General features: G+C 63.9%; 11 protein-coding genes. 9 read left to right on the plus strand and 2 right to left on the minus strand.

The features are described from left to right. Window positions 1–62: 62 nt before the first annotated feature. Together recQ and Q7J44_RS06315 are read right to left on the minus strand one after the other, a co-directional pair. Window positions 63–2,108, minus strand: coding sequence for a DNA helicase RecQ (recQ, locus tag Q7J44_RS06310; protein ID WP_304878112.1), 2,046 nt, complete (start codon window positions 2,106–2,108; stop codon window positions 63–65). Between the two features lie 9 nt (window positions 2,109–2,117). Further along, window positions 2,118–2,396, minus strand: a complete 279-nt coding sequence (locus Q7J44_RS06315) for a YggT family protein (RefSeq protein WP_304878114.1) — start codon at window positions 2,394–2,396, stop codon at window positions 2,118–2,120. Window positions 2,397–2,541: 145 nt separating this feature from the next. Here Q7J44_RS06315 and Q7J44_RS06320 point away from each other — a divergent pair, with 145 nt between their 5' ends. The 9 genes from Q7J44_RS06320 to Q7J44_RS06360 all read left to right on the plus strand — a co-directional run bounded on the left by Q7J44_RS06320 (window position 2,542) and on the right by Q7J44_RS06360 (window position 11,619). After that, window positions 2,542–3,087, plus strand: a complete 546-nt coding sequence (locus Q7J44_RS06320; RefSeq protein WP_304878116.1) for an acyl-CoA thioesterase — start codon at window positions 2,542–2,544, stop codon at window positions 3,085–3,087. 85 nt (window positions 3,088–3,172) lie between these two features. After that, on the plus strand, window positions 3,173–4,504 hold the full coding sequence (locus tag Q7J44_RS06325; RefSeq protein ID WP_304878118.1) for an MFS transporter: 1,332 nt from the start codon (window positions 3,173–3,175) through the stop codon (window positions 4,502–4,504). Further along, complete coding sequence (gene mepA / locus Q7J44_RS06330) at window positions 4,501–5,412, plus strand: penicillin-insensitive murein endopeptidase (RefSeq protein WP_304878120.1); 912 nt, start codon at window positions 4,501–4,503, stop codon at window positions 5,410–5,412. The genes Q7J44_RS06325 and mepA overlap by 4 nt, the downstream gene beginning before the upstream one ends. Beyond that, window positions 5,385–6,326, plus strand: a complete 942-nt coding sequence (locus Q7J44_RS06335; protein ID WP_304878121.1) for an esterase-like activity of phytase family protein — start codon at window positions 5,385–5,387, stop codon at window positions 6,324–6,326. Before mepA ends, Q7J44_RS06335 begins: the two co-directional genes overlap by 28 nt. A 118-nt stretch (window positions 6,327–6,444) precedes the next feature. Next, complete coding sequence (locus Q7J44_RS06340) at window positions 6,445–7,068, plus strand: queuosine precursor transporter (RefSeq protein ID WP_304878123.1); 624 nt, start codon at window positions 6,445–6,447, stop codon at window positions 7,066–7,068. Window positions 7,069–7,475: 407 nt separating this feature from the next. Continuing rightward, window positions 7,476–7,901: an alternative ribosome rescue aminoacyl-tRNA hydrolase ArfB gene (gene arfB, locus Q7J44_RS06345; protein WP_304878125.1), complete on the plus strand. Its 426-nt coding sequence runs from the start codon at window positions 7,476–7,478 to the stop codon at window positions 7,899–7,901. Beyond that, entirely contained in the window at window positions 7,894–9,147 is a 1,254-nt protein-coding gene (locus Q7J44_RS06350) for an aspartate aminotransferase family protein (RefSeq protein WP_304878128.1), read from the plus strand. Before arfB ends, Q7J44_RS06350 begins: the two co-directional genes overlap by 8 nt. Then, on the plus strand, window positions 9,144–10,055 hold the full coding sequence (locus Q7J44_RS06355; RefSeq protein ID WP_304878129.1) for a phosphotransferase enzyme family protein: 912 nt from the start codon (window positions 9,144–9,146) through the stop codon (window positions 10,053–10,055). Before Q7J44_RS06350 ends, Q7J44_RS06355 begins: the two co-directional genes overlap by 4 nt. Before the next feature lie 85 nt (window positions 10,056–10,140). Next, complete coding sequence (locus tag Q7J44_RS06360; protein WP_304878130.1) at window positions 10,141–11,619, plus strand: inorganic phosphate transporter; 1,479 nt, start codon at window positions 10,141–10,143, stop codon at window positions 11,617–11,619. Window positions 11,620–11,631: the final 12 nt, after the last annotated feature.

Below are 11,631 nucleotides of genomic sequence, written 5' to 3' on the forward strand. Positions count from 1 at the left end.
GGCAGGCCCTTTCCTTGGCCCCACAAGATATGGTGTGGGGTGGCGGTGTAAACCCCTACGGGTCAGGCATCGCGCAAAACATCCAGAAAGGCCGGGCCGAAGCGTTCAATCTTGGCCGGGCCAAGCTCTCCCACCCGGTCAAGGTCTGACAGGGTGGACGGCCGCGCCTCGGCAATGCGGCGCAGGGTGCCGGGCGACAGGCTGAGCGGTTTGCCGGTGCCGTCGATCCCGCGCAGCAGCGACAGCTGCACTTCGGCCAGACGGTCGTAAATCGGGCCGGACGGGCGACCGGCAAGCCGCTGGCGGGCGGGGTGAAGGGAGTCGGATGCGCCGTTGATCACGGCAAGAAAGGCCGCACCGTAGCTTTCCAGCTTTTTCGCGCCAACCCCGGTAACGCCTGCCATATCGTCGAGCGTGGCAGGTTTACGTTCGGCCATCTCAATCAGGGTGCGATCGGGGAAAACGACATAGGCGGGCACGCCCTGCGCCTCGGCCAGTGCGCGGCGTTTGGCTTTGAGCGCCGACAAAAGTGGCGCGTCTTCGTCAGACACCAGCGTTTTGACGACGGTGCGCGGAATGGCAGAGGTGATGGTGTCGCGGCGCAGCGAAATGTTCTCCTCGCCGCGCAGGATGGGGCGGGCGGCGTCGGTCATGCGCAGGGCACCGAAACGGTCGGCATCAGGGCGCACCAGATCGCGGCCCATCATCTGGCGGAACACCGCGCCCCATGCGGGTTTGGACAGGTCGCGGCCAACGGCGAAGGTGGGCAACTGGTCATGGCCCTTTTCGCGGACCTTGGCGGTGGCGTTGCCGGTCAGAATGTCGATCAGATGGCCTGCGCCGAACCATTCTCCGGTGCGCAAAATGGCGGACAGGGCCTTGCGCACGGATTCGGTGGCATCAAACACCTCGACCGGGCGGTCGCACAGGTCGCAGTTGCCGCATGGCATGGATGTTTCGCCGAAATAGCCCAGCAGAACCTGACGGCGGCAGGCCATCGCCTCGGCCAGACCCAGAAGCGCGTTCAGACGGCCATGGTCGGCAGCCTTGCGGTCGGGGGGCGCGGCACCTTCGTCAATCTGGGTGCGGCGCAGGCGGATATCGTCGGGGCCGTAAAGCGTAAGCGTTTCAGCCGCGGCCCCGTCGCGCCCGGCGCGGCCGATTTCCTGATAATAGCCTTCAATCGATTTGGGCAGATCGGCGTGGGCGACCCAGCGGATATCGGGTTTGTCGATCCCCATGCCAAAGGCGACAGTGGCGACGACGATCAGCCCGTCTTCCTGCTGGAAGCGGATTTCGACCCGTCTGCGCTCTTCCGCTTCCATCCCGCCGTGGTAGTGGCATGCGGAGTGCCCTGCCTCGCGCAGCGCCTGCGCGAGCACTTCGGTACGGGCGCGTGAGGCGGTGTAGACGATGCCGGACTGGCCCTTGCGGGCGGCGGCAAATCGCAGGATCTGGTCGCGCGGCTTGTCTTTGACGGAGAAGGCAAGGTGGATGTTGGGCCGGTCAAACCCGCGCAGAAAGGTTTCCGGGGCCACGCCATCGAACAGCCGGGTGACGATTTCGGCGCGGGTTTCTTCATCTGCGGTGGCGGTGAAGGCGGCCAGCGGCACGCCCAATGCGCGGCGCAATTCGCCGATGCGCAGGTAGTCGGGGCGGAAGTCATGGCCCCATTGCGACACGCAATGCGCCTCATCCACGGCGATCATCGTCACGTTGGCGCGGCGCAACAGCCCCATTGCGCCACCCGAGGCAAGCCGTTCTGGGGCCATATACAGCAGTTTCAACCGGCCATCGTCGATGGCGCTGAACACATCCTCGGTTTCCTGTTCGGTGTTGCCCGAAGTCAGCGCCCCCGCCTCTACCCCCGCCGCTTTCAGCGCGCGGACCTGATCGCGCATCAGCGCGATCAGCGGCGAGATCACGACGGTGACGCCCCCCCGACACAGCGCAGGCAGCTGAAAACACAGCGATTTGCCGCCGCCCGTGGGCATGATGGCAAGCGTGTTGCGGCCCGCCAGCACGGCCTGCACAATTTCTTCCTGTCCCGGTCGGAAACCGGGAAAGCCGAAAACGCTGCGCAGAAGGTCAAGCGGGTCGTCGTGCATCTGATCGGATCAGAACCCGCCGGTGGCAACAAGCCGTTGCAGGAAGAAAATCACGATCAGCACGATCAGCGGTGCAAGGTCCAACCCACCCAGATTGGGCAGCATTGCCCGGATGCGGGAATACAGCGGATCGAGGATGCGGTTCAGCCCGTCCCAGATCTGGGCGACCAACGGCTGGCGCAGGTTCAGCACCTGAAAATTGATCAGCCAGGACATGATGATATGCACAATGATGATCCATTGTGCGATGTTCAGGATCAACAGCAGGGTATCGCGAAGTGCAATCATTGGGGTGACCTTATCCGCATGAAGCTATGGGTTGTGGCAGTGGTATCAACCGGCCCCCCAAAGGGCAACCGCCTTCCGCCGCGTCTGACTTGACCTTTACGTCAGGCTTGGGCAGGGGAAAGCGGTCAAACCGGAGTGGCTGTCCATGTATCCCTATGTCCGAATGTTCAAGGAACTGTTCAAATTCCGCAATGCGCCAAAGCTGGGGCTGTTTGACACCCATGTCAGCCATCACATCTGCTGGCCCTGGGATATCGACCCGTGGATGGAGCTGAACAACGGCCGCACGCTGACGCTGTATGATCTGGGCCGCATTCCGCTGGGGCAACGGATGGGATTGCACAAGGTGCTGAAGGCGCGCGGCTGGGGGCTGGCGGTGGCGGGCAATACCACGCGCTATCGCCGCCGGGTCAAGATGTTCCACCGGCTGGAAATGCGGACCCGGATCATCGGCTGGGATGCGCGGTTCTTGTATATCGAGCAGTCGATGTGGCGGGGGACTGAGTGCACGTCGCATATCCTGATCCGGTCCGCCGTGACCGGGGCGGGGGAGCGTGGCAAGGGGGGCATCGTGCCGCCGGCCGAGATGGCGCAGGCCTTTGGTCTGCCGGTTGAAAGCCCGCCACTGCCGGAATGGGTGACGGCCTGGGTGGCGGCGGATGGGCAGCGGCCCTGGCCCCCGATGCAATAGCGCGGCGTTCTGGCGCGTCTTGCGCCCGTCAGCCTTTTCGGGCTTGATCGCGCGAACGGCTCATAAGGGCCATCGGGGGACGGCGATGACGGCTGCAAGCAAGCGGATCTGGGGCTGGTATTTCTTTGACTGGGCCAGCCAGCCCTACAACACCTTGTTGCTGACATTCATTTTCGGCCCTTATGTGGTGTCGGTGATCGGCGACGGATCAGCAGCACAAGCGATCTGGGGGTACGGCATTGGCACAGCAGGGCTGATCATTGCGGTGCTGTCGCCATTGCTGGGCGCGGTGGCCGACAAGTCGGGCGGGCGCATGGTGTTCATATGGCTGTTTTCTGCGCTGTATGTCATCGGGTCGTGGATGCTGTGGTATTCGGCACCGGCAGATTTCAACGTCTGGTTCGTGATGCTGTTCTTCTGCATCGGTCTGATCGGCATGGAATTTGCCACCACCTTCACCAATGCCATGCTGCCCGATCTGTGCCCACGTGAAGACCTTGGGCGGGTGTCTGGCAATGGCTGGGCCTTTGGCTATCTGGGCGGGATTCTTGCGCTGATCATCATGCTGCTCTTGCTGGCCGAGGGCGCGTCGGGGCGCACGCTACTGGGCATCTCACCGATTTTCGGGCTGGACCCGGAGACGCGCGAAGGCACCCGCTCGGTAGGGCCGCTGGTGGCACTCTGGTATGCGGTGTTCATGATCCCGTTTTTCCTCTGGGTGAAAGAACCGCGTAAATCAGATGCCTTGCCCATTGGTCAGGCGCTTCGTGCGGCGTGGCCCGAGCTGAAACAGACGCTGGCGCGCTTGCCCCAGCAGCGCAGCCTGTTTGCCTATCTGGCGTCGTCGATGTTTTACCGTGACGCGCTGAACGGCATGTATGTGTTCGGCGGCATCTATGCGGCGGGGGTGCTGGGCTGGTCGGTGACCAATGTGGGGATTTTCGGGATCATCGCGGCGCTGACCGGGGCGATTTTTGCGTGGGCAGGCGGCCGGATGGACAGCCGGTTCGGGCCAAAACCGGTGATCATCCTCAACGTGGTTGTGCTGACGTTGGTGGCGGTTGCCGTGGTGTTTGTCAGCCGGGAGTCGGTGTTCGGCGTGCCGGTCGGGCCGGACAGCATCCTGCCTGATGTCGGGTTCTATGTCCTTGGCGCACTGATCGGCGCAGGTGGCGGGTCTTTGCAATCCTCCAGCCGGACCATGATGGTGCGGCAGGCCGAACCGGGCCGGATGACCGAGGCGTTCGGGCTCTATGCGCTCGCCGGAAAGGCCACGTCGTTCATCGCGCCCTTGTCGATCGGGGTGGTGACGGACCTGACCGGCAGCCAACAACTTGGCGTGACCCCGCTGATCGTGCTGTTCCTGATCGGGTTGTTCCTGCTACTCTGGGTGAAACCGGATGGAGAGCCCGTATGATCAGACCTCTGTTGCTGGCCGCAGCCCAGGTTTTTGTCTTGGGTCTGTGTTTTCCGGGTGTGGTGCAGGCGCAGCAGCTGGCGAACCAGCTGTTCGGCGCGCACGCTGCGCCCAGCCAGCAAAAGCCGATGCCGGTTGGGTCTTATGCCAAGGGCTGTGCCGCCGGGCTGGTGGCGCTGCCGGAAAGCGGGCCAAGCTGGCAGGCGATGCGTCTGTCGCGCGGGCGCAATTTCGGCCACCCCGAGATGATCAGCTTTCTGGTCGATCTGAGCCGGACGGCGCAGCAGATCGGTTGGGCCGGTCTGTATATCGGCGATATCAGCCAGCCGCGCGGCGGTCCGATGACCAGCGGCCATGCCAGCCACCAGATCGGGCTGGATGCGGATGTGTGGCAATTGCCGCCAGACCGGCTGAACCTGACGCGGCGCGAACGTGAGAATATCTCGTCCATCCCGGTGCGCTCGGCAGATCAGAAATCGGTCACCCGGAACTGGACCCCGCGGCACCATGCGGTGATGCGGGCGGCGGCGTCTGATCCGCGGGTGGACCGGATTTTTGTCGCGGCGGCGGTAAAGATCGAAATGTGCAAGACGGCGACCCGCGCCGATACACCGTGGTTGCAAAAGATCCGGCCGGTTGCCGGGCATGACACCCATTTTCACGTGCGGCTGAAATGCCCGCGTGGCGCGCGGCTGTGCGAAACCCAGACCCCGACGGTGAAAGAGCTGTCAAAGGGCGGCAACGGCTGCGATGAGACGTTGACCTGGTGGGTGACCGACTATCTGAACCCGCCCAAAGCCACGACGAAGAAACCTGTTGATCCCGATGTTCCCCGTACGCGCCATCCGCGCCAGTTCACGATGAAAGATCTGCCCCAGCAATGTCAGGACGTTCTCGCGTCGCGGTGATCGCGGCGGCGGCTCTGGTCGCCATCGGGCTGCAAGGCAGCGCCAATCCCACGCCACCAGCGGGGTTCATTGCGGCCTATCGCTGGTCTGTCGCGGACCCGCGTTTTGGCGGGTTTTCGGCGATTGACATGTCAGCGGACGGAACCGAGTTTACCGTCGTGAATGACAAGGGGGCCTTTGTGCAGGGCCGGTTTCACCGGACGGCAGAGGGCACGATTGCCAGCGTGGAGGCCGGGCCGGTGACACGGCTGAAGTCCGTCAATGGAGCCCCGCTGGCTGCAGGGGCAACCGACAGCGAAGGCCTGGCGATTGCGCCGGACGGGACGGCCTATGTCTCGTTCGAGGGGCCGGCGCGCGTGCTGCGCTACGTGTCACTGGATGGCCCGGCGCAGGCGCTGCCCACGCCACCGGCCTTCCGCGACTTTCCCCACAACGCGGCGCTGGAGGCATTGGCGATTGACGAGGACGGGGTGCTCTACACCTTTCCCGAAGATCTGGCGGAGTCAAAGCGGATACGGCTGCTGATCGGGCAGCGTGGCAACAGCAAGGGCCCGGCCTTTCCGGTCTGGCGCTTTGCCGATGGCAGCTGGACCCAGCCGTTCGATCTGCCGCGTGACGGGGTGTTCCTGCCGGTTTCTGCAGATTTCGGACCGGACGGGCGGCTCTATGTGCTGGAACGGTCGTTTCACGGGCTGGCGGGATTTGGCAGCCGTGTGCGGTCATTCCGGGTGGGCGCAGAGGTGCTGAGCGATCAGCAGGTGCATCTGCAATCTCCCACCGGACTGCATGACAATCTGGAAGGGCTGTCGGTCTGGCGCGACAAAACCGGGGCGATCCGGCTGACGATGATTTCAGACGACAATTTTCTGCCGGTGCAACGGACCGAGATTGTGGAATACCGGCTGGCTGACTGAAAGACTGGCCGATTGAAGGGGCTGGCCGATTGACAGCGCGCGCGGCCTGCACTAGGGCAGCGCGTCCCCAACCCATCGGGGGGCAAGTCTCCGCGACCTTGCATAAAAAACGGATCACATGATGCAAAAACTTCTGCCTGGCATTGTTGCCATGGCCGCGACTGTCGTGGCCTCCAATATCCTTGTGCAGTTTCTGTTCGGCCAATGGCTGACCTGGGGTGCCTTTACCTATCCGCTCGCCTTTCTGGTAACGGACCTGACCAACCGGCTGTATGGCGCGCAAGCGGCGCGGCGGGTGGTGTTCATCGGCTTTGCCGTCGGCGTGGCCTGTTCGCTGATCGGCACGCAGATCATGGGCGAGTTCGGCCCGATGGTGACCTTGCGCATTGCCATCGGGTCGGGGATTGCGTTTCTGACCGCGCAATTGCTGGATGTGGCTGTGTTTGACCGCTTTCGCGGCGGGGTCTGGTGGCGCGCGCCGCTGATCTCGACCCTGATCGGGTCATCTGTCGATACCGCGCTGTTCTTCTCGATCGCGTTTTCAACGACGCTGGCCGGGCTGGAACCGGGCAATGATGTGAGCTGGGCCAATGAGGTTTTGCCACTTCTGGGGCTTGGGCCCGCTGCGCCTTTGTGGGTGTCGCTGGCTGTTGCGGACTGGGGCGTTAAACTTCTGCTCGCTTTGGTGGCACTTTTGCCATTCCGCTTAATTGTCAGAAAATTGACCACACCGATTGCGTAAAAGCATTTGACAGGCACAAAATCTGTGTCAGGCTACCCCTATCGGCAACACATTTGAAAGGAGGTGATCCAGTGTCTAGAGTGATATTGGAGAGACGTGTCGGGACAGTCATGGGGGGTGTTTTCTAGGGGCAACCCCTTAGTCAACGAACCTTTGATTGGGACAGGTTACCTAACTGGCCCATCTCCTTGAACTCGGAAAGGGTCGCCGCACACCGGCGATCCTTTCTCGTTTCTGCGGCCGGTGTGACCGTCCGCGCGGTTGTGAAATTGAGCGCGCAAAGCGCGCACGCTTTTTATCTCGTTGGCGCCTGCGCGCCGCCTCGGGTATGCGCGCCGCGCGGGGATATTTTTGAACAGATGAAGGGCAGGGCTTTCGCTGTGGCGAGCCGTTGCTATGGTGCGGGCATGTTGCGGATTACAGACACAGTGTCGCTGGCCGACTGGGAGCTGAGCGAGAATTTCACCCGCTCGCAAGGGCCGGGGGGGCAGAATGTCAACAAGGTTGAAACGGCGGTCGAACTGCGGTTTGAGGCCGAACGCTCGCCGCATCTGTCGGGGCCGGTCAAGGCGCGGCTGAAAAAGCTGGCCGGGCGGCGCTGGACGCTGGACGGGGCCATTCTGATCCGGGCGGAAGAGACGCGTAGCCAGACCCGCAACCGGGAACTGGCGCGCGAACGGCTGGTAGAGATGATCAAGGCGGCACTGGTGGCCCCGAAACGGCGGGTGGCGACCAAGCCGACCTATGGCAGCACCCTGCGCCGGCTGAAGGCCAAAGCGGTGCGCGGCGATGTGAAGGCCGGGCGCGGCCGGGTGGAGGGCGATGATGCGTGAGACGATGGAAGCCCGGCGGGCGCGGCTGATGGGGCCGAATGTGCCGACGTTCTATCGCCAGCCGGTGCATATCGTGCGCGGGCAGGGCGTGTGGTTGTGGGATGCGGATGGCAAACGCTATCTGGATTGCTACAACAACGTGGCCCATGTCGGGCATTGCCACCCGCGCGTGGTGGCGGCCATTGCGCAGCAGGCGGCGGTGCTGAACACCCATACCCGCTATCACCACGATCTTGTGCTGAATTACATTGAGCGGCTGACCGGAACGTTGGGGCACGGGATTTCGCAGGCGATCATGGTCTGCACCGGGTCGGAGGCGAATGATCTGGCCTTGCGGATGGCGCAGGCGGTGACCGGCAAGACCGGGATCATCGCGACCGATGCCACCTATCATGGCAATACGGCGGCGGTGAGCCAGCTTTCCACCCGCCGCCCGCCGATTGGCGGGCGCGCCCCGCATGTGCGGCTGGTGCCGTCGCCCGAGACGCTTGCGCCTTTGGGGGGCAGTGCCGCGGCGCAGCCTGCGGCGTTTGCGGCGCATGTGGCGCGCGCGATTGATGAGCTGGAGGCGGCGGGGTTCGGGTTTTCCGGGCTGATGCTGTGCGCCGTATTTGCCAATGAGGGCTTGCCCGGAATCGCGCCGGGGTTTCTGGACCCGACAGTGGAGGTGGTGCGCCGTGCCGGGGGGCTGATCCTGTGTGACGAGGTGCAGCCGGGGTTTGGCCGGGTCGGCAGCCAGTTCTGGGGGCATGACTGGCTGGGTTTTGCGCCCGATGTGGTGACAGTGGGCAAACCGATGGCGAACGGACATCCGGTGGCGGCGTGTCTGGCACGGCCCGATGTGATGGCGGCGTTCCGCGAGGCGTTCGGGTATTTCAACACCTTTGGTGGCAATCCGGTGTCGGCGGCGGCGTGCCTTGCGACGCTGGATGTGATCGAGGACGAGGGGTTGCAGGCGCGCGGCGCTGCGACCTCGGCCTATCTGCTGGAGCGGTTGGCGGCATTGCGCCACGGGCGCATCGTGAACGTGCGCGGCGTGGGAATGTTTTTCGGGCTGGAGTTCGGCGGGATCGGTGCGGGCGAATTTGCCGCCGATCTGGTCGAGGATATGGTGGCGCGCGGGTTCCTGCTGAACCGGATCGGGCGCAATGGGGCGACGCTGAAGATCCGCCCGCCGATGGTGTTCGGGCAGGCGGAGGCTGATCTGCTGGCCGATGCGCTGCAGGCGGCGCTGGACGCGGCATGACCGAGGCGGAGGAAGCCGCAGGTCTGTGGGGCGGGGTCATCCTGCGCCCGCTGCGCCTGCGTGAGAATGAGGTGTATGAGGTGGCCCTGACAGGGCGGCGGGCGGCCTTGCGCCTGCATCGCCGGGGCTATCAGTCGGCGGATGCGATCCGGTCGGAACTATGGTGGTGTGCGGAACTGGCGCGGGCGGGTTTGCCGGTGCCTGCGGCTGTGCCCTTGCCAGCGGGCGGGCTTCTGGCGGTGCTGGCGGGCGGGCGGATGGCGTCGGTCGTGGATTGGGTGGAGGGTGCGCCTTTGGGCGACGCCGGGGTGCCGCTGGGTGGGACGGTGGCCGATCAGGCTGCACAGCATTACGCTCTGGGACGGCTGCTTGCCGGGGTGCACAGGGCGACGGACGGGCTGACCTTGCCCGACTGGTTCATCCGCCCCCGCTGGGACCGCGACGGGCTGATCGGTGACGCGCCGTTCTGGGGGCGCTTCTGGGAGCATCCGGCGCTGACATCCGCGCAGGCCGGATTGCTGAATGAGGCGCGGGACTGGCTGGCGGCGCAGCTGGCGCGGCACAACGGGGTGATGGGGTTGATCCATGCCGATGTGCTGCGTGAAAATATTCTTGTGAACGATGGTTCACTTTCCCTGATCGACTTTGATGACTCTGGCTTTGGCTACCGGATCTATGATCTGGGCACCGTGCTGTCGCAGAATCTGTACGAACCCGGCTATGCCGAGATCAGGGCCGCCCTGTGTGAGGGGTATGGTCTGACTGACACCGGACAGGTGGATGCGTTCACATTGGCGCGCACGCTGGCGTCTGTCGGTTGGGCCGCGCCGCGCTTGCCGCCGGACCACCCGGTTCATGCCAGCCATATCGCGCGCGCGCTGATGTTCGCGCGCCGCTGTTTGGCCTAGGGTGAATCGGTTGTCAGTTCGGCGGTGAACGGTTAGTCAGCGCACCTGTAACACCGGCGTAACGCCCAGGTAACAGGCGCAAGACATGACAGATCAGCCGACCCCGCCGATCAACCAGTGGAAAACGCTGGACAAGGATCTGCGTCGCATCGTGCAACTGGAACAGGCGCTGGTCTATGTCAGCCGCCCGATGATTGCGATCAGCCTTGGCGTCCTGTTCATCGTGATCTGTGCGGTTGCGGCGATCATTCTGGCGGGGGGGTCGTCCTCGACGGCCATTCTGGTGACGGCGGCGGCGTTCGGGGCCTATATGGCGCTGAACATCGGGGCCAATGATGTGGCCAACAACATGGGGCCTGCGGTCGGGGCCAATGCACTGACCATGGGCGGCGCGCTGATCATCGCGGCGGTGTTTGAAACCGCAGGCGCGCTGATTGCCGGGGGTGATGTGGTGTCGACCATCTCGGGCGGGATCGTGTCACCCGAAGCGGTGGCGGACCCCGACACGTTTATCTGGGCGATGATGTCGTCTTTGCTGGCGGCAGCGATGTGGCTTAATCTGGCAACCTGGGTCGGTGCGCCGGTGTCGACCACCCATTCCATTGTCGGTGGGGTGATGGGGGCCGGCATCATGGCGGCAGGCTTTGGCGCGGTGAACTGGCCGACCATGGGGCAGATTGCGGCCAGCTGGGTGATCTCTCCGCTGTTGGGGGGGCTGATTGCCGCGCTGTTTCTCAGCTTTATCAATGCTTTTATCAATGATGTGCCCGACAAGATCACGGCTGCGCGCAAATGGGTGCCGGTGCTGATCGGGGTGATGACGGGGGCGTTTTCGGCCTATCTGGCCATCAAGGGGCTGCGGCGGCTGATTGATATCGATCTGACCTCTGCTCTGATCCTGGGTCTGGGGGTCGGGGTGTTTGCCACGCTGGTCGCGCGCCCCTTGGTGCGGCGACAATCCGAAGGGCTGGAAAACCGCAAGAAATCGTTGAAAAAGCTGTTTGGCTTTCCGCTTGTCGTGTCGGCTGCGCTGTTGTCTTTTGCCCATGGGGCCAATGATGTGGCCAATGCGGTCGGGCCTTTGGCGGCCATTGCCCATGCCCTGCAGAATGGCGGGGCCGGGGCACAGGTGACAATCCCGCTGTGGGTGCTGATCATGGGCGCTGCGGGCATTTCCTTTGGTCTGGTGCTGTTCGGCCCCAAGCTGATCCGCATGGTTGGCGGCGAGATCACCAAACTGAATGCGATGCGCGCCTATTGCGTGGCCTTGTCAGCGGCCATTACGGTGATTGTTGCCAGCGGTCTGGGCCTGCCCGTCAGTTCAACCCACATCGCGGTGGGGGCGGTTTTTGGCGTCGGGTTTTACCGCGAATGGGATGCCGAGCGCAAAGCGCGCCGTCTGGGCATCGAAAAGGGCAGGCCCGTGGCCCCGGAGGAGCGTGGCCGCCGCAAACTGGTGCGTCGGGCGCATTTCCTGACCATCGGCGCGGCCTGGGTGATCACGGTACCGATGGCGGCCATTCTGTCAGCGCTGATCTATCTGGCGCTGACGGCATTCGCCTGACCGCGCAGCGGC

The sequence above is a fragment of the Pseudotabrizicola sp. genome, from assembly GCF_030656345.1.
In the GTDB taxonomy this organism is placed as follows: domain Bacteria; phylum Pseudomonadota; class Alphaproteobacteria; order Rhodobacterales; family Rhodobacteraceae; genus Pseudotabrizicola.